Source organism: Acidocella sp., assembly GCF_027352905.1.
Lineage (GTDB): Bacteria > Pseudomonadota > Alphaproteobacteria > Acetobacterales > Acetobacteraceae > Acidocella.
This window is the reverse complement of the sequence record NZ_DAIEIF010000029.1, coordinates 17474-42246: the sequence shown is the minus strand read 5'-3', so window position 1 is coordinate 42246 and position 24773 is coordinate 17474. Positions and strand designations below refer to the sequence as shown.

General features: G+C 66.1%; 19 protein-coding genes and 1 pseudogene. 11 read left to right on the top strand and 9 right to left on the bottom strand.

What is annotated here, in order from left to right:
• Positions 1 to 11: 11 nt before the first annotated feature.
• Positions 12 to 638, bottom strand: a complete 627-nt coding sequence (locus M7H45_RS04475; RefSeq protein WP_298215049.1) for a TetR/AcrR family transcriptional regulator — start codon at positions 636 to 638, stop codon at positions 12 to 14.
• Between the two features lie 124 nt (positions 639 to 762).
• Here M7H45_RS04475 and M7H45_RS04470 point away from each other — a divergent pair, with 124 nt between their 5' ends.
• The 4 genes from M7H45_RS04470 to ykgO all read left to right on the top strand — a co-directional run bounded on the left by M7H45_RS04470 (position 763) and on the right by ykgO (position 5453).
• On the top strand, positions 763 to 2118 hold the full coding sequence (locus tag M7H45_RS04470) for a glycosyltransferase (protein ID WP_298215048.1): 1356 nt from the start codon (positions 763 to 765) through the stop codon (positions 2116 to 2118).
• 203 nt (positions 2119 to 2321) lie between these two features.
• A complete protein-coding gene (locus M7H45_RS04465; RefSeq protein WP_298215047.1) occupies positions 2322 to 4295 on the top strand; it encodes a hypothetical protein in 1974 nt (657 codons plus the stop codon).
• A 9-nt stretch (positions 4296 to 4304) separates the two neighbouring features.
• Positions 4305 to 5264 carry a glycosyltransferase family 2 protein gene (locus tag M7H45_RS04460; RefSeq protein WP_298215046.1) on the top strand — a complete coding sequence of 320 codons (960 nt, stop codon included), beginning with the start codon at positions 4305 to 4307 and terminating at the stop codon, positions 5262 to 5264.
• Between the two features lie 63 nt (positions 5265 to 5327).
• Complete coding sequence (gene ykgO / locus M7H45_RS04455; RefSeq protein WP_183266312.1) at positions 5328 to 5453, top strand: type B 50S ribosomal protein L36; 126 nt, start codon at positions 5328 to 5330, stop codon at positions 5451 to 5453.
• 99 nt (positions 5454 to 5552) lie between these two features.
• On the opposite strand, the gene M7H45_RS04450 is transcribed toward ykgO, so the two are convergent.
• Both M7H45_RS04450 and M7H45_RS04445 read right to left on the bottom strand, forming a co-directional pair.
• A complete protein-coding gene (locus tag M7H45_RS04450; protein WP_298215045.1) occupies positions 5553 to 6113 on the bottom strand; it encodes an isoprenylcysteine carboxylmethyltransferase family protein in 561 nt (186 codons plus the stop codon).
• A 62-nt stretch (positions 6114 to 6175) separates the two neighbouring features.
• Positions 6176 to 6901: an N-acyl amino acid synthase FeeM domain-containing protein gene (locus M7H45_RS04445; RefSeq protein ID WP_298215044.1), complete on the bottom strand. Its 726-nt coding sequence runs from the start codon at positions 6899 to 6901 to the stop codon at positions 6176 to 6178.
• Between the two features lie 792 nt (positions 6902 to 7693).
• Between M7H45_RS04445 and M7H45_RS04440 the strand changes: the two genes are divergently transcribed.
• The 5 genes and pseudogenes from M7H45_RS04440 to M7H45_RS04420 all read left to right on the top strand — a co-directional run bounded on the left by M7H45_RS04440 (position 7694) and on the right by M7H45_RS04420 (position 16928).
• A complete protein-coding gene (locus tag M7H45_RS04440; protein WP_298215043.1) occupies positions 7694 to 9697 on the top strand; it encodes a bifunctional diguanylate cyclase/phosphodiesterase in 2004 nt (667 codons plus the stop codon).
• Between the two features lie 85 nt (positions 9698 to 9782).
• On the top strand, positions 9783 to 12365 hold the full coding sequence (gene mutS / locus M7H45_RS04435) for a DNA mismatch repair protein MutS (protein ID WP_366145511.1): 2583 nt from the start codon (positions 9783 to 9785) through the stop codon (positions 12363 to 12365).
• 52 nt (positions 12366 to 12417) lie between these two features.
• Positions 12418 to 15201 carry a [protein-PII] uridylyltransferase gene (locus M7H45_RS04430; protein ID WP_298215041.1) on the top strand — a complete coding sequence of 928 codons (2784 nt, stop codon included), beginning with the start codon at positions 12418 to 12420 and terminating at the stop codon, positions 15199 to 15201.
• 55 nt (positions 15202 to 15256) lie between these two features.
• Positions 15257 to 15661 (top strand): hypothetical protein, encoded by a 405-nt coding sequence (locus tag M7H45_RS04425; RefSeq protein WP_298215040.1) that lies wholly within the window; start codon positions 15257 to 15259, stop codon positions 15659 to 15661.
• Positions 15654 to 16928, top strand: a pseudogene (locus M7H45_RS04420) (NAD(P)/FAD-dependent oxidoreductase). The gene M7H45_RS04425 and the pseudogene M7H45_RS04420 overlap by 8 nt, the downstream one beginning before the upstream one ends.
• On the opposite strand, the gene M7H45_RS04415 reads toward M7H45_RS04420, so the two are convergent.
• From M7H45_RS04415 to M7H45_RS04395, 5 genes are read right to left on the bottom strand one after another with little or no spacing between them, the layout of a single operon-like run.
• The gene (locus M7H45_RS04415) at positions 16925 to 18073 is read right to left on the bottom strand and encodes a serine hydrolase (RefSeq protein WP_298215039.1); all 1149 of its coding nucleotides are present in this window, start codon (positions 18071 to 18073) and stop codon (positions 16925 to 16927) included. The pseudogene M7H45_RS04420 and the gene M7H45_RS04415 sit on opposite strands and share 4 nt — an antisense overlap.
• A 19-nt stretch (positions 18074 to 18092) precedes the next feature.
• A complete protein-coding gene (locus M7H45_RS04410) occupies positions 18093 to 18839 on the bottom strand; it encodes a hypothetical protein (protein ID WP_298215038.1) in 747 nt (248 codons plus the stop codon).
• A complete protein-coding gene (locus tag M7H45_RS04405) occupies positions 18836 to 19975 on the bottom strand; it encodes a glycosyltransferase (RefSeq protein ID WP_298215037.1) in 1140 nt (379 codons plus the stop codon). Before M7H45_RS04405 ends, M7H45_RS04410 begins: the two co-directional genes overlap by 4 nt.
• 20 nt (positions 19976 to 19995) lie before the next feature.
• Positions 19996 to 21213, bottom strand: a complete 1218-nt coding sequence (spt, locus tag M7H45_RS04400) for a serine palmitoyltransferase (protein WP_298215036.1) — start codon at positions 21211 to 21213, stop codon at positions 19996 to 19998.
• A 3-nt stretch (positions 21214 to 21216) separates the two neighbouring features.
• Entirely contained in the window at positions 21217 to 21468 is a 252-nt protein-coding gene (locus M7H45_RS04395) for an acyl carrier protein (RefSeq protein WP_298215035.1), read from the bottom strand.
• A 188-nt stretch (positions 21469 to 21656) separates the two neighbouring features.
• Between M7H45_RS04395 and lptF the strand changes: the two genes are divergently transcribed.
• Together lptF and lptG are read left to right on the top strand one after the other, a co-directional pair.
• Entirely contained in the window at positions 21657 to 22796 is a 1140-nt protein-coding gene (gene lptF / locus M7H45_RS04390) for an LPS export ABC transporter permease LptF (protein WP_298215034.1), read from the top strand.
• 1 nt (position 22797) lies between these two features.
• Entirely contained in the window at positions 22798 to 23895 is a 1098-nt protein-coding gene (gene lptG, locus M7H45_RS04385) for an LPS export ABC transporter permease LptG (RefSeq protein WP_298215033.1), read from the top strand.
• On the opposite strand, the gene M7H45_RS04380 is transcribed toward lptG, so the two are convergent.
• Positions 23885 to 24763 (bottom strand): CDP-alcohol phosphatidyltransferase family protein, encoded by an 879-nt coding sequence (locus M7H45_RS04380; RefSeq protein WP_298215032.1) that lies wholly within the window; start codon positions 24761 to 24763, stop codon positions 23885 to 23887. The genes lptG and M7H45_RS04380 overlap by 11 nt on opposite strands.
• Between the last annotated feature and the right edge of the window lie 10 nt (positions 24764 to 24773).

Below are 24773 nucleotides of genomic sequence, written 5' to 3'. Positions count from 1 at the left end.
GAATCGGCCCTTCAGCCACGGGGTTCTATGCCGCGAATCAAAATATCCACCAGCCGCCCGGCGATTTCGCCGGGCGGCATCCCGCCCTCCGGCTTGTGCCAGCGCATCGTCCAGCTCAGCGCGCCGGTAAAGGCGAAGGTCGTCAGCTTTATATCCCCGATGCAGGCCGAGCCATCAGCCACCGCCTCCTCCATCAGGCGGCGCAACCCCTGGTCGATTTCCCGTTTCATGGCGCGAACCTTGGCCCGGCTCGCGGTGGAAAGGGCCTCGTCATCGGTACGCACGACGCAACGGCCGAAATCATCCATGATCACCTCGCCGTAGCGGCGGAGAAAATACTTCAGCCGCTCCAGCCCCGTGCCGGGCTGGGCGGCGGCCGCCTCCGCGGCCTCGCGCAGCCGCGTCAGCCCCAGGCGCAGGCACTCGAACAACACCTGGTCCTTGGCGCCGAGATAATGGTAGATCAACGGCTTCGAGATCTGCAGGCTGGCCGCGACATCATCAAGCGAGGTGGTATGAAAGCCACGCTCGTTGAACATGCGCACGGCGGCGCGCAGCACGGCATCCCGCTTCGCCGCCCGCTCCTGTTCCCGTTCTCCGGCGTTGCGGAAAGGCGTGGGGCCGGGGGGTGTATCCATGGTGATCCTGTCTTGGCGCGCAAGGGAGGCCGCTTTACGGGATGGTAGATGATTTACCGTTTGGTTGCCAGCCGGCAATTTTCTTCCGCCGGGTTATTGATCCGGCGCGGCCATTGGGCCTAGTTTGCGCCGCCGGCCGTCCGGCTTCGTCGTCATTCGCTTTACCGCCTCGCCCCGCGAGGCCGGGGTGCTGCAAGTTAAAATGAAGATCCTGTTTGCCTTCGAGAATCCCCTGCCCAGCGCGGAGGCCGATGCGGAGGTGTTCATCACCACGGCCCGGCATCTGCGGCCCCATCTGGAGGCCGCCTGGCTGCATGTCCCCATCGCCACGGGCGATCCCGCGCTGATCAGCGGACAGGCGGGCATGCCGGTCATTCCCGCCCGGGCGCCGGCGCAACCGGCTTTCCTGCGGCATTTCGCCTGCGGCGCGACGCTGGGGCTGCGCGGGGCCTTTCATCAGGCGGATCTGGTGTATACCCGCAATCTTTGGGTCGCGTGGACAGCCATCCTCGCCGGCCAGCGCGTGGTCTATGACCATTACCGCCCCTGGCCGGACCAGATCCCCCCCCTGCAGCACTGGCTCTACAAGCTGTTCAGCCATCCGCGTTTTCTCGGCGGCATCTGCCACTCGGAATATACAAGGCGGAAATATATCGCCCTCGGCGTGCCGCCCGAGAAACTGCGCTGCGTCCATAATGGCTTCGACCCCATCCGATTCGCCGAGCCCCTTTCTCCCGCGGCGGCCAAACGTCTCACCGGCTTGCCGGAGACCGCCAAAACCGTGGTGTATACGGGCCGGGTCAATCAAAAGAAGGGGCTGGAGCTCGTGATCGAGGCGGCGAAACGCCTGCCGGATCTGGTTTTCGTCTTTGTCGGCTCCTATGGGGAGGGACCGATCGAGGAACTGGCGCGGGACGTGCCGAATATCCGCATCATCCCCTGGCAGGAGGAAGCCACGCTCGGCCGCTATATCCAGGCCGCCGATGTGCTGCTCATCCCGCCCTCTCTGCAACCTCTGGCCAAGTTCGGCTCGACCGTACTGCCGTTAAAACTTTTTCTTTACCTGGGCTCAGGCCGGCCGATTCTGGCCGGGCAGACACCGGACGTAACCGAGATCCTCCGCCACGACCAGAACGCCTGGCTCTGCCCGCCGGATTCCCCGGAGGCGCTGGCCGAGGGGCTGCGCCGTCTCACTGCCGACGAGGCCCTGGCCGCCCGGCTTGCCGCCCAGGCCGGAGCCGATAGCCTTGATTACAGCTGGGCCGCGCGCGCGGTGAAACTCATCGCCGCGATCGAGACATGGCAGGAAATGGCCTCCAGCCCGCGCCCGGGCCTATGGGGCCGCGCGCAAACCCTGGCCTGGGCCGGGCAGTCGCGCCGCTGGGCCGCCCATCTGCTGCGCACCGGCTCGGTGATCCTCCCGCCACGGGCGTCAGCGGCAGCCCGCGCTGAGCATGCAGCCGGGCCCGGAGGGGCATAAACACGCCTTGCGGCGGGCTTCAACCGGGTGGGCGGCGCTGCCGTCATCGCCAGACTCATGGATTTCACCACCATCGTCGTGGCGCTGCTCTACCCCATCAAGGATGATGGAGGTAGGCGCGCTGGTGCTTTCCCTGGGGCTGGCCTTGCGGGCCCGAGCCAGGAATGAGAGTGTCGCCCCTGACGGATGGGATTCCTGAAATCATGATTTCTGAACCGGCGCGGCTGTTCAGCGCCCTTTTCTATCTCATCCTCGCCGGCTTGCTCGCCGGCTATCCCTTCTCCCGTTATTTCGACACGATCCCCCGGCATCGTCTGCTTCTCGCGCCCGCCCTGGGCTGGGCCGTGCTCGGCGCCATCTCCTTGCCGGTCTTCATGCTCGTTCCGTTCCGGCCCGCCGCCGTGGCGCTGGTGACCTTGCTGGTGGCCGCCAGCGCCTGGCTCCTGGGGGGTTGGATCAAGCCGTCCATGCCAGCGGAGACAGCCTCGCCGCGCTTGAGCTGGCCGTGGATCACCATCGCCGGTTTGGTGAGCCTGATTCCGGCTTACAGCGTCGCGCCCCATGTCTTTCATGACGGAATCGGCTTTGCCGCGCCGATTTTCGACCATGAAAAAGCGGCGCTGATCGACGCGATGGTCAGGACCGGCATCCCTCCGCTCAATCCGTTTTTCTCCAAAACCGGTGTTTCGCCCTGGCTCAGCTATTATTATGGCTGGTATTTCCTGGCGGCGCAGGCGGCGCTCCTCACCGGTGTCAATGGCTGGAGCGCGGATATCGTCTTCACCGGCCTCACCGCCTTTGTCTCCCTTGTCTTCATGGGCTGGGCGGCGCTGCGTTTGAGCGGCCGCGCCCTAGCCGCCTGGCTGGTCTTGCCGCTCAGCCTCACCTCGACCCTGTTTCCCATCCTCGGCTTCATCATCGGCCCCGCTTTCGGCCACATCTTTGCCAATGAGCACGGCCTGGAAAGCTGGATCATCCAGAGCGCCTGGGTGCCGCAACATCTCTTCGCCGCCGTTCTGGCCGGTTTGGCGCTGATCGCGTTGCTGCGGCTGATGGAAAGCCGGCGGGTGGACCCGGTTCTTTGCCTGTTGATCGGCGCGCTGGTCGGCTTCTCTTATAACGCCTCGGTTTGGGTCGGGTTGACCGGGCTTTTGCCCGTGTTGGCCGTCACCGCCCTGGCCGGTTTCACCTGGAACCGGCGGGGCCTCTGGCTGGCTCAGATGAGCCTGGCGGGCGGTTTTTGTCTCGCCGCCGCCGCCGCTCTCGCCCTTCAGGAGGCGGGGCGGCTCCATACCGGCCCGGTGATCGGCTTCTGGCTGTTTCCCGTTTTTGCGGCATCCGCGAACACCCTTCTCAATCTATTCGGCTATTGGTTTTTGCTTCTGCCCCTGTTCTTCGGCGCCCTTTATATCGGCGCCCTAGCCTGGGCCGCACCGCGGCTAGCACGCAAGGGCCGGATGCGCCCGGCTGAACGGGGCTTGGTCGCCGCCTGCTTCGTTCCGCTTCTGGTGGCGGAGAGTTTGCACAGCGTCATCGCCACCAATGATCTGGGCTGGCGCTGCGTTCTCGTCAGCGTTTTGGCAATGACCATCGTCTCCGCCGCCTGGCTTGCCGAATTGCGCGGCAAGGCCTGGGTGCTGGTCTTCGGCGCGGCACTGCTCGGCCCTGGCCTGGTTTCCGGCCTCGCCTATGCCACCGGCATGACCGCCACCCAGGCCCTGTACGGCACGCCCAGCCCGGATGCGCGCCGGTTTCGCGCCGTCGACCGGGAGATGTGGCGCGCGGTGGATGCCCTGACGCCGCCGCGCGAGGCCGTGGCGAGCAACCCGCTTTACGAGCAAAGCCTGACACCCTGGGCGGGCAATATTTCCTGGGCCATGCTCAGCAACCGGAGCAGCTGCACGCCGCCTGCCGCCTATCTCGCCGCGTTTGCCTCGGGCGTTCCGCCGCAACAGCAGGCGGAGCTGTCAGCCCTGGCGCAAACGGTCTTTAATGGCGCACCGCAGCCGGAAGATTTCAAAACGCTGCGGGATGTTTATGAGTGCCGCACATTGCTCGTGACGCCGGGCGATGCTTTATGGACGCTGCCGCGCTCGACCCCTGAACCCTATTACCGCCTGGCAGCCGAGAAGCCTGGAGATTGGCGAATTTACCGCGCCACCTCCTCAGACCAGTGACACCACCGCATGACCCAGCTCCTATCCCTCATCGTTCCCTGCCATAACGAAAGCGAATCCCTCCCGGTGTTCACCGCCGCGGTTTTGCCGGTGCTAGAGTCGATTCCGGGAACGGAATGGGAGATCGTCTGCGTGGATGATGGCAGCCGGGACGACACGCTGAGCCAGCTCATCGCCCTGGCGGAGACCGACCCGCGCTTCCGAATCGTGGAATTCTCCCGCAATTTCGGCAAGGAGGCGGCGATGACCGCCGGGCTGGACGTGGCCCGGGGCGAGGCGGTCATTCCCATCGACGCCGATCTGCAGGACCCGCCGGAACTCATTCCGGCGATGGTCGAGGCCTGGCGCGCTGGAGCGGAGGTGGTGCTGGCCCGGCGTATGGACCGTTCCACTGACAGCCTTCTCAAACGCCAGACCGCCGCCTTGTTCTACAAGCTGCACAACGCCCTCTCCAAAACCAGGATTCCGGAGAATGTCGGCGATTTCCGCCTCATGGACCGTCGCGTGGTCGAGGCGCTGAGACAATTGCCGGAGCGTCAGCGCTTCATGAAGGGGCTGTTCGCCTGGGTCGGGTTCCGCACCGTGACCATCGATTACGTCCGGCCTTCCCGGGCGGCGGGCAACACGAAATTTTCCGGCTTCGCCTTGTGGAATTTCGCCCTCGAGGGATTCACCAGCTTCTCCACCGCACCGCTGCGGGTCTGGACCTATCTGGGCCTGGCGGGAGCCGCCCTCGCCCTCGCCTATGGGGCGCTTATCCTCCTGCGCACGCTCATCTATGGCAATCCGGTGCCGGGGTATCCTTCGCTTTTCGTCGCGGTCACCTTCTTCGGCTCGGTGCAGCTCATCTCCATCGGCATTCTCGGTGAATATATCGGGCGCATCTATGTGGAGACCAAGCAACGCCCAGCCTATATCATCCGCAGGCAGTACCCCGGCCCTCCCCCGCCCGCCCCCGGCGGCGGTTGACAGGCGCGCGCCAGGGCGGCATATCGGCCACCCATTGTTCCATTTCCAACCCCGAGACCCGTGATGAAGATCCGCAACTCCCTGAAATCCGCGAAGATTCGCGACAAGAACTGCCGCGTCGTCCGCCGTCACGGCCGGGTTTACGTCATCAATAAGAAGAACCCGCGCATGAAGGCCCGCCAGGGCTGAGCTGGCTCTTCCTGTGATTTTCAAAAAAACCCGGCGAAGGCCGGGTTTTTCGTTGGCCTCACGCCGGGGACGGTCTTGCGCCCCCGGCCAGGCGGCTTTTCAACCGGCGAGCAGCGCCAGCGGCCGCGGCCAGAACATGCCGGCCCGGATACGATAGGCCCGGTAGGCCTGGGCCAGGCTGGAATCGGCGAATTTGCGCTCCTCGCGCGCGGCGGCCTCGATATAAAGAGCGGTCATCACGGCGGGAGCGAGCCAGCCCAGCCAGCCGTTCGTTGCCGCTGCGGTGCCCAGCCAAAACAGGACATAAGCAAGATAAAAGGGGTGCCGGACGAAACGATAGGGACCGTTTTGCAACAGAAAAGCCGGGCGGTCCGTGTCAAAAGCCAGTGTGGGCGGTGTCCGGCGGCTGGCGGCGATGGCAGCCGCGAATACCGCGAGCGAGGCGCTGAACAAGGCGATGGCGAGGACCCAAGTGAAGGATACGCCCTGGGCGGCGCGCCAGAGAAACGCGGCGAATAAAGCCAAGCTGAGCAGGCTGGTGATTTTCATGCCCAGCGGCATCGCACCGGTGGAGCGGAAATGCTTTTTCACCCCCCAGGAGAAGGCGGCAAAGCAGAGGGAGGCGTCGGAGATCGTGAGACTCGTGGAGATGATATGCATTTTGGCACCTTTTGGTGAATATGATTGAGTTTTTTTCAGCCAGGCCGGCGGGATGCGAAGGGTCAGGCGAAGACCCGCACGGTTTCGCCCCGCAGCAACCCGGCATAGGCGCTGCCAGGACCGGCCCCGGCATTGACCACGGGAATATCCTTCAGCACGTTGGCATAGGAGGAGTTGGGGCAGCGCATCAAATTGGTCTCGAATTTCACTCCGGCATAGCGGCGCGGCCCGGCGACATACTCGAAATGAAGCCGTTTATAAAACGGCGTATGGTTGCGCCGCACACAGGAGAGCGTCATATCCGCCTTTTCCTCCGCAACGAAAAACCCGACGAAGCGGTAAAGAACGAAGACCAGCTCGTAATCCGTGGCGAAATCCGGGTGACGCACCAGCCGGTTGATCTCGATGAATTTGGCTGGCCGGCCGGTCGCTACCTCATCCGCCAGCGCCGCCACCTCGTCTGGAAATATGCGCGAGGCCGGAATTTCGTCAAACCCGGCGAGGCCGCGATCACGATCGTAGACCGACATGCGCACCGAGGCCACGGGACGATTGTGCCGGTAGATGACGACGGAGCGGTTATTGGGCCGCAAATCATCCGCGTCGGAAAACAAGCCGCCCGGCATCGGATCGATATAGCCGCCGGCCAGATAGCTCGCATGGCGGATCGCATAGGCATCCGCTTTCGTTTGCTCATCCAGAGCCAGGCGGGCCGTCAGCCCGCTGGGGGATTGGCGCATCATTTCGCCGCGTACCAGCCCGGCGGTGTGAGATTTAAGTGTGCTCAAGGCAAAACTCCTTTTTATAAGAGGAAACGGGAGAGAGTAGAAACGAATTTCCCAAAAATATGTAGAGAAAACTCTCGATAAATGATTGAAAAACTTCAAAGTAAAACCCGGCCGGCGGATGGGCTATTCTTTCCGCTTCGTCCATGGCGTAAAAAAACTCTGATAAAGCCTTTACCTCTATGAATATGAAAGGCACCCACATTTTTTTATCGTTACAATTTTCGCCGCGTTTACAAAGTAAAACGCTTTCGATACTCTGGCATGACCAGAAGCGCCAGCAAGCGGTAATTAATCAATTAACGGTGGCAATTTCCAAAAAAATATATATTACGGGAGGTTGCGTCCCTTACCCGGCGCGGGGTGTTATTTTTTGCACGAAAAGCCTCTCGCCTTCCTATGACCGATTCGTTTCCCCATTCTGCTTCCGAGACGCAAAGCCGTTCCTGGCTGGGAAATTTGCGGCGGCGGTGGCGTAAGATGCTTGAACGGTTATCTTTGGTCTCTCATATCCCGCCAGAGTTCAGCCAAAGGTTGTTTCTCGACCAGGCGAGGGATTTCAGCTACGTCATCCGCGCCATTTCCGTGATGGGCCTTACCACGCTCGGGCTCCTTTTTTTCTATTTTCGCCACAACCCATATGGTTTTTACCGTAACAGCGTCTTGCTCGGGCTCGCCTGTATATATACCCTCATTATTTGGCATGGCTGGCGCTGGCTCCGCCGGAGTGACGCCTCAGGCGCAGATGCGCGGCGTTATTTTCGTGTCGCCTGCGGTCTCCTTTTCGGCCTGGGCGTGCTTTGGGGCGTCCTCGTCATTTTGCTCATGCAGACCAGCCCGGCGGAAGAGCGGGCGTTGCTCTACGCTATCGCCGTCGGCAGCATCTCCACCTCCGTTCTCGTCTCCCCCCCTGCCAGCGCCATCGCCTTCTGGGCGCCGATGTCGCTGGGCGCCCTGCTCAGCCTGGTGCTGTTCAACCCGGATATCTACGCCATCAGCGATCTGCTGGCTTTCGCGGGGCTCACCGGGTTTTGCATCCTCTATCTCAACCGGCGGATGAACGAGCGGGCGATCAGCGCCATCCGTCTCGAGGAAAACGCCGAGCTTATCCGGCTGCTGCTGCGCGACTTCGAGGAAAACGCCTCCGACTGGCTGTGGGAAACCAACGCGCAAATGGAGATGCAGCCCGCCAGCCAGCGCCTGGTGCAAGTGGCACGCCGCCCGGCGGAGAGCCTGCGGGGCCGGTTTCCCGAGGCCCTGCTGGGAGAGGAAGCGTTGCGGGATAGTTTGCCGGGCTCGGCTCTGGACCGCCTGCGGCAAGCCATCGCGGATCGCGCTCCGTTCCGCGATCTCGTCGTCCCGGTCGTGTTGGACGGCGAGCAGCGCTACTGGTCCTTGACCGGCAAGCCCATACTCGACAGGCAGGGCCGCTTCAGCGGCTATCATGGCGTCGGTTCCGACATCACCCGCCAGCGCCGCCAGCAGGAGCATATTTCCTTTCTCGCCCGCCACGACAGCCTGACCCGCCTCGCCAACCGGGTGTTGTTCTCGGAAACCCTCTCTCAATTCTGCGAGACGGCCCATGAGGCGGGTTTCGCCCTGCTCTGCATGGATCTCGATGAGTTCAAGGCCATCAACGACACGCTCGGCCATGCCATGGGGGATGCCCTGCTGGTCACCGTAGCGGAGAGGCTGCGCAGCTGCATCCGCGACTTCGACATCGCCGCGCGGCTGGGTGGCGATGAGTTCGCCATTATCGTCCTCACCACGGACATCGATGAGGCTTTAGCCGTCGCCGGCCGCATCATCGAGAGGGTCAGCCGCCCATTTCGGTTCGACGGCCAGACCCTGCAGATCGGCATCTCCGTCGGCATCGCCATGGCGCCGGTTGACGGCTCCACCCCCACTCAACTTTTGAAGAATGCCGATCTCGCCCTCTACCGCGCCAAAGGAGACGGGCGCGGCACGGTACGCGTCTACGACCCGGCAATGGACGAGACCATGCGAGTCCGCCATGTTCTGCAAACCTCTCTGCACCAGGCCTTGGCGCGGGGCGAGATCTCGGTAGTCTACCAGCCCATCGTCAACCTGGTGGATCAGCGCATCGCGGGGGCCGAGGCGCTGCTCCGCTGGACCCATCCCGAACGCGGCAACATTCCGCCAGCGCAATTTATTCCCCTTGCCGAGGCAGGGGGAATAATGGAGGAGATCGGTGAGTTCGTTCTCCGCGAGGCCTGCCGCGAGGCGGCCGCCTGGCCGCCTGAGCTCACCGTCGCCGTCAATCTCTCCCCCCTGCAAAGCGGCGAGGCGAGGATTGTTCCCCTCATCGCGGGCATTCTCAAATCCTCCGGCCTGCCCGCCTCCCGGCTGGAATTGGAGGTGGTGGAAAACACCATGCTGGAATCAGGCAGCCCGACCGAGGAAACGCTGCGCCAATTGCACCGGCTCGGAGTACGCATCGCCCTGGATGATTTCGGCACCGGTTATTCCTCCCTCTCCTATCTGCGCCGCTTTCCCTTCGGCAAGCTCAAGATCGACAGCTCCTTCATCCGTGACCTCGGCGAGGAGGACCGGGACGATTCCATCGTCCTGACCATCATCCGGCTGGCCGAGCAGATGAACATGCTGGTGACCGCGGAGGGTGTGGAAACCGCGGCGCAGGCGGAGTTGCTGCGTTCCTATGGCTGCGCCCAAGCCCAGGGGTTCCTGTTTTATCAACCGATGAGCGGGCAGGATTTCGCCCGGCTCGTCGCATCGCGGGAAACGGCCTCGCCACGGCGCATGCCGGATGGGGTTTAGCTTCCGCTCTTCCGCTCTTGGCCTGCGGGGCGGGGCGCGGCTAAATTACCTTTCCATGAAGGATGCAGCGGGAGCCTCGCCGGCGATGGCGCAATGGTTCGCTCTCAAGGCGGAGCATGAGGACGCGCTCCTGTTTTTCCGCATGGGCGATTTTTATGAGCTGTTCTTCGCCGATGCCGTGGCCGCCAGCGCCGCGCTCGATATCGCCCTCACCGCGCGCGGCCAGCATCAGGGAGAGAAGGTGCCGATGTGCGGCGTGCCGGTAGTCCAGGCGGAGATGTATCTCGCCCGGCTGATCCGCCGGGGCTTCCGGGTCGCCATCGTCGAGCAGTTGGAAGATCCCGCCGCCGCCCGGGCGCGCGGCGCCAAGGGGCCGCTCAAACGCGGGGTGGTGCGGCTCGTCACCCCCGGCACGCTAACCGAGGAGGCGCTGCTGGAGGCCGGCCGGGCCAATTTCTGCCTTGCCATCGTCACGCATGAGGGCCGGTTTGGCCTCGCCTGGGCGGATATTTCCACCGGCCAGTTCGAAACCGAGCAAGCCGGGCCGGAGGGGCTCGCCGCCATTCTTGGGCGGCTAGATCCGGCGGAAATTCTCGCCCCGGCGGACATTCCCCTCGGGTCATTTGCCGCCCGGCGGGTGGAGGCAAAGCGCCTCGCCCTTGCCTCCACCGCCGACGAGGCGATAGCGCGGCGGGAGCTGGCCCGCGCCTTTGGCGCCGCCAGCCTGGACGCGTTCGGGGATTTTTCCGGCGCGGAGGCGCGCGCCGCCGCCCTCGTTCTCGCTTATATCCAGGCGACCCAGATGGGGGCGACGCCGCGCCTCGCCCGCCCGGTGAGCGCCGGGCTGGCCGGGCGGCTCGCCATGGACGCCGCCACCCGCGCCAGCCTGGAGCTGGCCGCGGCGCGGGGCGGGGCGGAGGCGGGCAGCCTGCTGGGCGCGATCAAGCGCACCGTCTCCCCGGCCGGGGCGCGGCTGCTGGCGGAATGGATCACGGCCCCGCTCAATACCCTGCCGCCGCTTCTCGCCCGGCAACAGGGCTGGGTGCTGCTGCGCGATTCCGGCCAAGCGGAGCCGGTACGGGCAGCGTTGCGCGGCGTGCCGGATATGGCGCGCGCCCTCGGCCGCATCGCCATCGGCCGCGCCGGCCCGCGCGACCTCGTCGCCATCCGCGCCGGGCTGGAGGCTGCGGCCAGCCTGGCGCCCCTCCTGCCCCCGGGCGCGGCGTTGCTGGAGGAGGCCGCCACCGCCCTCACCCCGGCGCCAGAGCTGCTCGCCACGCTGCAAGCCGCCCTCGCCGAGCCCGCTCCGTTGCGCCTGGAGGAAGGCGGGGCCATCGCCCCCGGTTTCGATGGCGAACTCGACGCCGAGCGGCGGCTGCGCGACGACACCCGCCAAGTCATCGCCGCGCTGCAAGCCGAACTCGCCCAGCATTACGGCGTCGCCGCCCTTAAAATCCGCCATCACGCCCAGCTTGGCTATGTGCTGGAAGCCCCGGCGGGGGCCGTGGCAGCCTTGCGCGAACGCCCGGAATTGCAGCTGCGCCAGGGGATGGCCAATGGCGCGCGCTTTTCCCACCCCCAGCTCGCCGATCTCGACCGGCGCATCACCGAGGCCGCCGCCCGCGCCGCCGCGCGGGAGAGGCTGGTCTTCTCCTGGCTCGTTCAGAAGGTGCTGGATCAGGCCGAGGCGCTGGCCCGCTGCGCCGGGGCGCTCTCCCTCGCGGATGTGCTTCAATCCGCGGCGCATCTCGCCGCCACGGGCCGCTATGTCCGCCCGGACCTCAGCGAGGACGAGGCTTTCTGCATCCGGGCGGGGCGGCACCCGGTGGTGGAGGCGGCCCTGCCGCCCGGCGCCGCCTTCATCGCCAATGACTGCGATCTTTCTTCCGCCCGCCGCCTGATGCTGCTCACCGGCCCCAACATGGCGGGCAAATCCACCTTTCTCCGCCAGAACGCGCTGCTGGTGGTCCTGGCCCAGGCCGGGCTGCCCGTGCCCGCCGAGGCGATGCGGCTCGGCCTCGTGGACCGTCTGTTCTCCCGTGTCGGCGCGGCGGATGATCTCGCCTCCGGGCGCTCGACCTTCATGGTCGAGATGACCGAAACCGCCGCCATTCTCCATCAGGCTGGTCCCCGCAGCTTCGTCATCGTCGATGAAATCGGCCGGGGCACCGGCACGCGCGACGGCCTCGCCATCGCCCAGGCGGTGCTGGAGAGCCTGCATGGCGGCAATCGCTGCCGCGCCATATTTGCCACACATTTCCATGAGCTAGTGCAGCTCACGGAAGCCCTGCCACGCCTCAAATCCCACACGATGCGGGTGAAGGAGTTCCGCGGGGATGTGGTGTTCATGCATGAGGTCGTGGCGGGCGCGGCGCAAAAAAGCTGGGGCGTGCACGTGGCCCGTCTGGCCGGGGTGCCCGAGGCGGTGCTGGGCCGCGCCGACGCCTTGCTGAAAAACGCCGAACGCCAGCAGATGGCGGCCCAGCCTCTCCCCCTCTTCGCGGCCGGCTCCCGCCCGCCGGAGGACGAGGCGCGCGATACCCTGCTCTCGAGCCTCGCCCGCCTCGACCCGGACGCGCTCTCGCCGCGCGAGGCGCTGGCCAGCCTCTACCGCCTGCGCGACGAGGCGCGGAAAGTCCTCGCCGATCCCATGGAAAGCAGGGGCTGATCCGTGTGTTCCCGCGTTCCTTCCTGTCTGGGATTGATCTAGCTTGTTACCCATGTCCTCCGCCCGGAAACTGCCCGACATCGCCGCCGCCCTGGCCGAATTGCTGGAAGCGGACGCCCCGCCGCCGCGCGATGAGGCACTCGCCGCCTTCCGCCGCCAGCTGGGACGCCTCCAGGCTCACGTGCAGACTTGTTTCGAAACGGATGGGCTCAACGGTCTGCAAGCGGCGCGGCTGCACGCCAGGCTCATGGATGATCTCCTGGGCGGGCTCTACGCCTACACGCTGCGCATCCTGCCCCTGGCGGCCAAGGACCGGCTGGCCATGGCCGCCACGGGCGGGTATGGCCGCGCCACCCTCGCCCCGTTCTCAGATATCGACCTGCTGTTTCTCACCAGCGCCTCGCCCTCCGCCTCGCTCAAGGCCGGGGTGGAATTCATCCTCTATTTCCTCTGGGATCTCGGCCTCAAGGTTGGCCACGCCACCCGCACGCTGGCCCAATGCCTGGAAGAGGCCCAGGCCGACGCCACCATCCGCACCTCCATGCTCGACGCGCGCTGCCTCGCCGGGGACCGCGCCCTTTTCGCCGATTTCCACACCGCCTTCCGGGCCGATTGCGCCGCTGAGGGCCCCTCGGCCTATATCCAGGCGAAGCAGGCCGAGCGCGCGGCGCGGCATAAGCGCTTCGGCGAGACGCCTTTCATGGTCGAACCCAATGTGAAGGAGGGCAAGGGCGGCCTGCGCGATCTGCAAACGCTGTACTGGCTCGCCCGCTACGTTTTCAATACCTTCGCCATGACCGAGCTGGTGGGGCCGGACGCGCCGGGGGGCGGGATCCTCACGGTCACCGAGGCGCGCGCCTGCAAGCGCGCCTGGGAATATCTCTGGACGGTGCGGTTTCATCTCCATTACATTTCCGGCCGGGCGGAAGAGCGGCTGACCTTCGATCTTCAGCCGGTGGTGGGGGCGCGCATGGGCTATACCCGCCATGGCCGCCAGAACGGGGTCGAGCGGTTCATGCGCCATTATTTTCTCGTGGTGCGGGAGGTGGCGCGGGTCACCGGCGTGCTGGAGCCCGCGCTGATCCGCGCCTCGCTGGGCCCGCCCGCCATCGCCCCCGCCGCCGACGCCTCGCTGGTCAGCGCCGGTTTCGTGCTGGCGGACGGGCAGATTCTCTTCGCCCCCGGTCATGACCCGGCCACTGACCCGACCTCGATCTTCCGCATCCTGATCGAGGCGCGTAACCGGGGCCTTTCCCTGCATCCGCTGGGCTGGCGCACGCTGATCCGTTCCGCCCCACTCGGCGCGGAATTGCGTGGCGACAAGCAGGCGGCCGCCCTGTTTCTCGACCTGCTCTGCGGCGGCGATGAGGATATGCCGGCGGCCCAGCGCGCCTCCGCAGACTGGCTGGCGGTGCTGAACGATAGCGGCATTCTCGGCCGGTATCTGCCGGATTGGCGGCGCATCGTCGGGCAGATGCAGTTCGACACCTATCACGTCTATACCGTGGACGTTCATACCATCCAGGCCATCCGCAACCTCAATAATCTCGAGGCCGGGCGGCTGAAGGATGTCGCCCCGGTGGCCTCCGAGCTGATCGGCCAGATTCAATCGCGCCGCGCGCTTTACGTGGCCCTCCTGCTGCACGACATCGCCAAGGGGCGGGGCGGGGATCATTCCGTGCTCGGAGCCGACCTGGCGCTGACCATCTGCCCCGCGCTCGGCCTCAACCAGGAGGAGACGGAGATGGTCTCCTGGCTGGTGCTCCACCACCTTCTGCTCAGCCAGACCGCCTTCTCCCGCGATATCGACGATCCCAAGACCATTCTCGATCTCGCCGATACGATCCAGAGCCCGGAGCGGCTGCGCCTGCTGCTGATCCTCACCGTCTCCGACATCCGCGCGGTCAGCCCCAAAGTATGGAATGGCTGGAAGGCCACCTTACTGCGCGAACTTTACGCCCGCGTGGCGGAGGTGCTGGAGGGCGGGCTTTCCACCACGGAGCGCGACGCGCGCATCGCCCGGGTGAAGGAGATCGTCGGCTCGATGCTGGCCGATTGGCGGCCGGAAGAGCTGGAGGAATTTCTCTCCCTCGGCTATCCGAGCTATTGGCTGGGCTTCGACCCGGAAAGCATCGAGCGTCATGCCCGCATGATCCGGGACGCCGATGCCCGCCACGCGCCGCTCACCATCCAGACCGAACCCCTGCCCGAGCGCGCCGTGACCGAGGTGGTGGTTTATACCGCCGACCATGCCGGGCTGTTCAGCCGCATCAGCGGCGCTCTCGCCATCGCCGGCGCCTCGATCGTGGATGCGCGGATTCACACCCTCACCAACGGCATGGCGCTCGACACGTTCTGGATTCAAGACGCCAGCGGCGGGCCTTTCGAATCCCCGCACCGTCTGGCGCGGCTCTCCACCGTGATCGAACAGGCGCTGACCGGGCGGCTGAAACTGGCAGCGGAGATTCGCAAGGCGGCCAAGAGTCTGGTGCCGGGCCGCACCCGCGCCATCCACGTGCCGCCGCGGGTGGTGGTGGATAATCGCGCCTCCAACCGCCACACCGTCATCGAGGTGAACGGGCGGGACCGGCCCGGCCTGCTGCACGACGTGACGGCGGCGATCTCGGCGGAGGGGCTGCAAATTGCCTCCGCCCATGTGACCACCTATGGCGTGCGCGCCGTGGACGTCTTTTACGTCAAGGACGTGTTCGGCATGAAGGTGGAAAACGAGCGCAAGCTGACCCATCTCCGCCAGGCCTTGCTGGCGGCGCTGAAACCGCCGCCGGACGATCCTCCCGTCGGCCCGGCCTCCCGGCAGGCCGCCACCGCCGCCTGACCGGCCGCCATCCTTTCATTTGACATCGGCGCGTTTTCCCCTGATGCGGGGCGGCATGGCCCGCCAGGTTTCGCCCTCCCGCATCGGCTTTATGCTGTGCTGCTTCCTGCTGCCGGCTCTCATCGGCTGCTTCGCCAGCTTCTCCATTCCCGCCCCGCTGGTGGATCTGCTGCACCAGCAGGCGGCGCTGGATAAGGTGCGGGACGCGCCGAACCCGGCCGCGGCGCAGGCGGCGATCGCCGCGCTGCCAAACGCCGTGGACCCGGATACCGCCGCCATCGTCGCCAATGACGCCGGGCCACTGGCGGCCCGCGTCGCCGCCGCCGAGCGGCATATGCGGCAGGAGGCGCTGGCCCAGGCCAGGGCGGAAGCCTACCGGATCAGACTCATGGTCATCACCATGAGCGTATTGGGCGCGATCTTCGCCGTCATGTTGATGGGACCGGATAAAAATGACTGACCATGTGAATTCCTATTACGCCGCCACCGCGCACCGGAAGGATGCGAGACCGCCGCTGCGGGGCGGCATCGAGGCCGATATCTGTGTCATCGGCGGCGGCTTCACCGGGGTGAACGCCGCGCTGGAGCTCGCGGAGCGTGGCCGGCGGCCCGTGCTGCTGGAGGCGGTAAAAATCGGCTTCGGCGCCTCGGGCCGCAATGGCGGCCAGATCGTCAATGGCTACTCCCGCGATCTCGATGTCATCGCCAAACGTTATGGCTAGGCGGCGGGCCGCAAGATCGGCGCCATGGCCTGCGAGGGCGGCGACATCATCCGCGCCCGCGCCGCCAAATATAACATTCAATGCGATCTCAAGCCCGGCAATCTCTTTGCCGCGCTCAACCACGCCCAGCTGCGCGGGCTGGAGCGGCATCAGAAACTCTGGGGGGAGTACGGCTTCCGCGATTTCGAACTGCTCGACAAGGCGGGGCTGCAACGCCACGTGAAAACCGAGCGTTATGTCGGCGGTCTCATCGACCGCAAGGGCGGGCATCTGCACCCGCTCAACCTCGTGCAGGGCGAGGCCGAGGCCGCCGAATCCTTAGGCGTCGCGATCTATGAGAATTCCCCGGTCACCGCCGTCACCCCGGGCGAGACGGTGGCGGTGAAAACCGCGCAGGGCGAGGTGCGGGCCAAGACCGTGCTGGTTTGCGGCAATGCCTATCTGCGCGGGGTGCTACCGGAGCTGGAAGGGCGGATCATGCCCGTTTCCACCCAGGTGCTGACGACCGAGCCGCTGGGCGAGGAGGCCGCCGCCCTCCTGCCCACCGATCTCTGCGTCGAGGATTGCAATTTCTTCCTCGATTATTTCCGCCGCACCGCCGATAACCGCATTCTTTATGGCGGCGGCACCGTCTATGGCGGGCATGATCCGGAGAGCGTGCGCGCCAAGATCCTGCCGCTGATGCACAAGACCTTTCCCAGCCTCAAGGAAGCGCGCATCGATTTCGCCTGGAGCGGCAATTTCGCCCTCACCCTCACGCGGTTTCCGCAAATCGGGCGGTTCGCCCCGAACGTCTATTTCTCCCATGGCGATAGCGGCCATGGGGTAACGACCACGCATCTGCTGGCAAGGCTGCTGGCCGAGGCGGTGACGGGTGATCCATCGCGTTTCGACGTCTTCGCCAGCCTGCCCTATTTTCCTTTCCCCGGCGGGCAGCGCCTGCGTGTGCCGCTGACCGTCATGGGCTCCTGGTGGTACCGGCTGCGTGACTGGATGGGGGTTTAGGCCGCGTAAACCCCGGCTTCGAATCGACCGAACAGGTCGAGCAGAACGGGATCGGCGAAGGGCAGGCTCTGGGTCAGCATCACCCCCGCCACACCCGCGCCGGGGTCGAGCCAGTAATAGCAGTTGAACAGCCCGGCCCAGCCCGCGCTGCCCGCCCCCCGGCGGCCGGGCACCGCCTTGGTATTGATGAGAAAGCTCAGCCCCCATTTCTTCGGCTGGCCAGGAAAAAACTCGAAATCATGAGACAATCCAGGCTCGGCGGTGCGCAGCGGCAGCACGTCGAGCGCGCCCATCTGGTTTTGCAGCATCATCGCCACCGTCTCCGGGCGCAGAACCCCGCCGCCGCCCGCCAATAAAGCCTGGAGGAAACGCAGATAATCAGGCCCGGTGGAAACGAGGCCAGCGCCACCCGGAAAAAATTCAGGAAAGCTCGGCTTGCGGAAATCCTGGCCGGAGAGCGTGCCATCCGGATGGCGGACATGCAGCCCGGCCCCGCGCCCGGCCTGCGCGTCGTCCGGAACGTAGCTCGCATCCTTCATGCCCAGGGGGCGGAGGATATGATCCAGGACATAGGAATTGAGATCCTGGCCGCTCACCGCCTCGACCACCCGCCCGGCCCAGTCTATGCCGATGCCGTATTCCCAGCGCGTTCCCGGTTCGAAGGCGAGCGGTTGCTCCAGCCCCTTGAGCCGTCCCGACCGCGCGCCGGGAAGTCCCGAAGCTTTGAGATAGCGGTTGAGATCGGCGTTCCAGATATCATAGGCGAAGCCGGCCGTATGGGTGAGAAGCTGGCGCAGCGTGACCGGCGCGCGAGCCGGACGCAGGCGGGGCTGGCCTGCGGCCTCGAACCCTTCCAGCACGGGCGGCTGATCCAGATAGGGCAGCAGCCGGCCCAGCGGCTCATCCAGGGAGATTTTTCCCTGCTCCACCAGCTGCATCGCGGCGGCGGCGGTGATGGCCTTGGTCATCGAGGCGATGTGAAACACCGTATCCAGCGTCATGGCCACGCCGCCGCCGCGCACGCGCTCGCCAAAGGCCGCCTCGTAAATCGGGCCGTTGCGGTCGGCGGCCAGTGCCACCACCCCCGCCACGCGTCCCTTGGCGGCGGCCTCGCGCAGCAGATGATCCAGCCCGGTTTTATTCATGGCATCCCTCCTTAGACGGCTAGATTAAGCATTTCGCCTTCGCCGGCGCCACCCACCAGCGCAGCCGCGTCGCATCCAGCAAGGTTTCGCCACGCAGGCCCCGCCAGCCCGCGCGCGGGCCGGGCGGCTGGGCATAGAGCGTCTCCCAGGCGGGCCAGACATGAAAAGGCGACCACGTCCAGGCCCGGTAGCGCAGATACACGCCGCGCAAACGCCGCGCGAGGCGCACATCCGGCGCGGCCACCCGCTTCTCCCGCCAGAGCGGCTCCGCCCCCAGCTGGCGCGCCAGCCCCAGGCTCAGCGGCGCGACATAGCCGGAAAACCATAGCGTAAAGCCCAGCTCCGCTTGCAGGGTGCCCACGGCGCGATGCACCTGGATATGCTCCGGGTGGCCATATTCTCCCCAGGGATTATGGGTATAGACCGCCTCCACCCCTTGCAGCACCAGCCGCAGCCGCTCCACGAGGCTATGGAAATTCGCCTCATAGCGCGCCCGCGCGGCGAGGTCGGTGATCCCGATCCCGAAGGGTGTGAGATGGGGCGGGGTCCAATCCACATGGGGCCGCGCCCCGCTTTCCGGCAGGTTCAGGTTGACGAGTCGCGGCAGGCCCAAAGCGGCCACGGCGCGGGCGCGGCTGGCCGCCCTGGCCGGGTTGGCAAATGGCGCGCCGAAGCAGAGCACCAGCGGGTCAGCCGCCGCCACCGCCGGGCTGAGCCAAAGGATCTCATCATCGGGATGGGCGGCCACCAGCGCGGCGCGGGTCATCCGCGCCCGTCCAGCATGGCGTCGTAAAGATCCTCAAGCGCGGCGGTCTGGCGGCTGAGGTCGAAATACCGCTCCACCTGCTGGCGCGCCGCCGCCCCCATGCGCTGGCGCAAGCCAGGGTTGGCAAGCAGGGTGGCGATGGCGTGGGCCAGCGAGTCGGGATCGCGCTCGGGCACCACGAAGCCGCTTTTGCCCTCGGCGATGCCCTCGGCGATGCCGCCGACGCGCGAGCCGATGCCCGGCACGCCAGTGGCGGCGGCTTCCAGCAGCACCATGCCGAGCCCCTCCTCCCGGCCCGATGAGGTGCGCACGCTGGGCAGAACGAGCATGGCGGCCCGGCGCATCCAGGCGAGAACCTCCGGATGAGGGCGCGCCCCGAGAAAGACGATCCGCTCACCCGCGCCGCTTTCCCGCGCCAGGCGCTGCAAGGATTTGCGCAGCCCGCCCTCGCCGATGATAACGAGCCGGGCCTGGGCATAGCGGGGCGCCAATTGGGCGAAGGCGCGGATCAGAATTTCCGTTCCCTTCACCGGCTCCAGCCGCGCCACGTGGAGGATCACCTCCTCTTCCTCCGCCGGGGCGCGGGGCATGATCGCGCGGGTATCCACCCCGATATAATGCACGCGCACCCGCTCCGGCGGGAAATCGAGATCCAGCAATTTGCGGCGCAGAAAGGCCGAGGCGGCGAGAAAAAGCCCGCCTTGCGCCGCCAGCCGCCCGCGCCGCAGCGCATAGCGCGCCCAGGCCGGGTTGGCGAGCAGGCCGGGCGTGCCGAGCGTGGCGTCGAACCCATGAAAGGTGGTGACCAGCGGCACGCCGAGCCGCGCCGCCAGCGGCAGGGCGTGCAGACCGTCCACGCCGAAATGGGCATGGATGAGGGCGGGCCGCCGCCCTTCCAGCATATAGAGATAGGGATGCGGGCTGGCGGAAAGCAGGTGCCAGCCGGCGGGCAGCAGCTTCAGCCGCGGCGGCGCGAGATCCTCCAGCGCCAGGAACTCCGCGCCTGGCGGCGCCGGACCCATGCGCAGCCGCCCTAGATAAACCGGCCGGTAGCGTTGCAGGCCCTGCGCCTGCTGGGTGATGAACGGTTCCGACACCCTGAACAGGTTGTGCCGGTAGATCGCGACCTCACGCATCGGCGCCGGGTGATTAAGCGTTATTTCACCGCCAGGGCGGCCCGGCTCGGCAGCAGCCCCTGCGCGCGGCCCAGCTCGGCGAACAGGCCGATGGCATGATCGATCTGCGCCGGGCTATGCGCGGCGCTGACGCTGGAACGCAGCAAGGCCAGCCCCCCGGGCGTGGCCGGAGGCAGGCTGACATTGGTGTAGAGCCCGGCCTTGAGCAAGGCCGCCCAGAAGCCGAAGGCGGCATCCGGCGAAGGCATGATCGCGGAAACCACCGGGCTCGGCTCTGGCCCCAGCTCGAAGCCGAGCCGCTCCAGCCCCCGATAAAGCCGCACCGCGTTCTCGTTCAGCCGCTGGCGCAAGGCGGGGCGCATGCGCAGCTCGTGCAAGGCGGCCTCGGCGGCGGCGATGACCCCCGGCGGCAGCGAGGCGGTGAACATATAGGGCCGGCTGACGACCCGTAAAATCTCCGCCCCGGCGATATCGGTGACACAGAACCCGCCCACCCCGGCGAGGCTCTTGGAGAAGGTGCCAACGATGAAATCGACATCCGGCTCCACCCCCGCCTGTTCCGCCAGCCCGCGTCCCGTCTCCCCCAGCACGCCCAGGGAATGAGCCTCATCCACCACCAGATAGGCCCCATATTCCCGCTTGACCGCCGCGAATTCCCTGAGCGGCGCGGTATCGCCCAGCATCGAGTAAATGCCCTCGACGACGATGATCTTGTCCCCCGGCTCGTGCCGCAGGCGGCGCAGCCGGCTGGCGAGATCCTCCGGGCTGTTATGGCGGAAGCGGATGACCTGGGCATGGCCGAGCCGGGCGCCGTCATAGATGCTGGCGTGGGAATCGGCGTCGAGCAGCAGATGATCGTTCTTGCCCGCCAGGGCGGAGATGATGCCGAGATTGGCTTGGTAACCGGTGGAGAACACCATGCCATGGGCGCGGTCATAAAACGCCGCCAGGGCGCGCTCCAGCCGCGCATGGCCGCCATAGCTGCCATTGGCGATGCGCGAGCCGGTGGTGCCGGTGCCCAGCGCCCGCGTCGCCTGGCGGGCCGCCTCGATCACGGCGGGGTCGTAGGTGAGTCCGAGATAATTATTGGTGCCAAGCAACAGCGTCCGCCGCCCGGCGATCACCGCCTCGGTGGGGGAGAGCACCTCGTCGAACGGAACATTGAAGGGGTTGGCTCCCGCCTCCTCCAGCCGGCGATACTGTTCAGCCAGGGCCGCGTATTTATCGAACAGGGCCATCGCTCACCGCGCGGCCTTCAGCCGTTGCACTGTCGCGACGAGATCCCCCAGCGTCTCGACCTCGGCGATCTGGTCGAGCGGCACGGAAATATCGAGCCTGTCCTCGATCTCCATGACAAAATCCATCACCGCCACGGAATCCAGCCCGAGATCCTCAATGATATGCGTTTCGTCCGAGAGCGGGCGCGCCTGCGGCAGGGCCGCGCGCAGCGCGCCGAAAATCACCTCACGGATATCCTCATTGTCTTCGGGCATCTGGCGGACCGCCGCTCCTCTGTCCCGCCGCCGCAAGCCAGCCCCGCATGGGCGGCCCATGGCGGGCGGAAATTTAAACCTATACAAGTCCTAAGCCTCCTTATTAAAGAGTCGGCATCGCATTGTCACGGGGGGCCGGGCAAAACCGCGGCACCCGCGGGCGGGCGAAGATGGATGGGTCCAGGAAATTGATCGTCACGGCATATATCATCCGGGAGATTCTACGGCCCTTCGCGGTGATCCTCGGCATTCTCGCCTTGCTGTTCTCTGGCTACAGCCTGGCCCAGATTCTCTCGGACGCGGTGAGCGGCCTGCTGCCGGTCGGCTCCATCTTCGCCCTCACCTTTCTCAAGCTGCTGATCTCCATGGATGTCATCCTCCCGGTCTCGCTGTTCATGGCCGTGGTGACGGGATTCGGCCGGTTGCAAATGGATGACGAGGTGACCGCCATGCAGGCGCTCGGCATGGGGCCGCGCGAATTCCTGGCCCCCGTCATGGGGGTGGCGCTGGCGCTCGCCCTGCTCGTCGTCGGCCTCTCGGTCTTCGCCCGGCCCAAAGCCTATCTGGCCACGCATGACATCTCCCACCGCGCCGCGGCGATGATGAATGTAAACGCCATGGAGGCGGGAACGTTCTACGCCAGCTCCGATGGCGACCGTGTCATTTTCCTCGGCAGCCGCGCCGGGCCGCACGCCCCGGCCCTGCGGGTTTTCGTGGCGCAGCGCGAGCGTGATCATATCGAGGTGATCTACGCCGATAACGCGACACCCGCCGCCACCGGGACGGATGGACGCCGCGTCGTCCATCTCTTCGGCGCCCATGTCTATCAGTTTTACCCGGACGCCCCGGCCAAAGACCAGGTTCTCGACGCGGCTCAGATCAATGTCAGCCCCGATAGCGAGATTACGACGAATTACAAATATAGCTCGGTGGCGGCGGGCATGGAGCATCTGCTCTCCTCCTCCAGCCCTCCCGATGTGGCCGAGCGGCAATGGCGCCTGTCCACCGGCGTCTCCACCATGCTGCTGGCGCTGTTGGGCGCGCTGCTCAGCCGGGGGCAGCCGCGCCAGGGCCGCTACACCAGATTCGGTCCGGCGATCCTCGCCTATTCCGCCTATTTTTTCGCGTGCAGCACGGCGCGAAGCTGGGTGCAGCACGGCTTGATCGGCGGTTTCCCCGGCTTATGGTGGGCGCCCGCCATGCTCGCCCTGGCCATCGCCATCATCTGGTACGTGCCGGTCTGGCGGCGGCAAGCGCGGCGGCCGCCGCCCGGCGCGGCTTCGGCCCGGCGCCTGCACCCCGCTGCCTTGCGCTCCTTAGCGGGTTAGCATGACCCTGCTCGACCGCTATCTCGGCTGGGCGGTGTTTCGTGCCTTCCTGCTCGTCGCCATTGGCCTGACCGCGCTGTTCAGCCTGCTCGACTTCATCGAGCAGCTGAGCCTGATCGGCTACGGGCGCTACCAGCTGCGCGATGCGCTGAGCAGCGCCCTCCTCACCGCGCCCGACCGGCTTTTACAAATCGCTCCCATCGCCATGCTGCTGGGCAGCCTCATCGGCCTGGGCGGCCTCGCCCGGTATTCGGAACTCACCGCCTGGCGCAGCTTCGGCGTCTCCGAGGCGCGGATGATGGGCGCGGTGGTCAAGCTTTGCCTGCCGGTCATCCTCGGCCTGTTTCTCATCGCGCAATTCGTCGTCCCCCCAGCCCAGCAAAAAGCCCAGCGCGAGCAGGCCGCCGCGCTGGGCGATGCCCTGCCCGGGCTTTCGAATGGCGGCTTCTGGGCCCAGAAAAACGGCGTCTTCCTCAACGTGCAGAATTACACCGGGCGGCACACGCTGCGGGGGGTGGAGATCTTCGCGTTCAATCCGGATGGCACGTTGCAAAGCCATATCCGGGCGGAAACCGCCCGCCCCCTGCCGGATGGAGAATGGCAACTCACCGGGGTCGAGCGGGACGCCGTCTCTAACGGCCAGATCGAGACCGACCATCCCGCCTCGCTCGCCTGGCGGCCTTTTCTCTCCGACAAGCAATTGCAGCTTCTCGCCATCCCGCCGGAAACCATGCCGCCTCTGGCTTTGTTCGCCTATGTCCATGAACTCAAGCGCCAGCATCAAGAGGCTTTGATTTACGAGCAAAGCTTCTGGAATATGGTGGCGGTCCCGGTCTCGCTGATCGGCATGGTTCTCATCGCCGCGCCCTTCGTCTTTGGCGGCACGCAACGCTCCGGCCATGCGGGCTGGCAGACCGTGACCGGCGCGGTCATCGGCATAGGGTTTCTGCTGATCCAGGAGATCACCGGCTATGCCGGGCTGTTGATGGCGGTCAACCCCGCCATCTCCGCTCTCACCCCCCCGCTTTTGCTCGTCTCGCTGGGCGCCTGGTTGCTGGCGCGCGGCCATAACCGCCTGCAAACCCTGTTCAGCGGGTGAGTCCCGCCAGAAACGCCTTGTATTGTTGCCTCTGGGCCTCCAGCAGCACCAGCATCGCCGCGCCCAGCCCGAGAATTTCGAAAACGAAATAGAGCACCGGCAGTTTGAGCAGCGCGGCGATGAAAATGGCCAGCGTGCGGTAATTGGCGCTGAGCACCCCCCAGCGCCGGACCAGCGGCGCGAAGGCCGCGCGGTAGGCGGCGCGCAGCGCCTTCTGCTGGGCCGGACGAGCGGCAAAAATCCTGGCGAAGCGCGTGTGGAACTCCGCCGCCCCGCCGGAGGCCCAGACCTGCACCCGCGCATAGAGATGATGCAGCCAGCCCGCGAGACCGCGCGGCCGCGCCCTCAGCTCTGGCAGAGCGGCCGAGTTCCGCCCCCAGCCCCAGAAATTATATTCCTGGCGCTGCATCTCGTAAGCCGCTGATTGCACAGCATGCGCCAGGCCGGAGAGCGCCGCCAGCGCCCAGACCCAGGGGCCGAGCTGATGGCTGAGAGCCAGCGCCAGCCCGGCATAAACGGCGGTGAAGGTGACGTAATCGCAAATGCCGTCCAGCACCTTGCCCAGCTCGGAATAGCTCTTGGTCAGCCGGGCGAGCTGGCCATCCGCCCCATCCAGCACATGCCAGGCCAGCATCAGCGCGAAGCCGAGAATGGCGCAGCCGGTATTCTGGTAAAAATAATAGGAGAGGCCGGCCAGCAGCCCGCAGGCCATGCCGGCGAGCGATACGGCGTTGGGCTTGACGCCCAGCCGGGCGCAGAGCGGCACGAGCCGGGCCGAGAGCGGGTGGATGAAGTACAGATTGGAGGGATCCTCGATCTCCTCCGTCCGGCGAACCGGCTCAGCCCCGCCCAGAGCGGCATCGCTCATTCTCACCGCC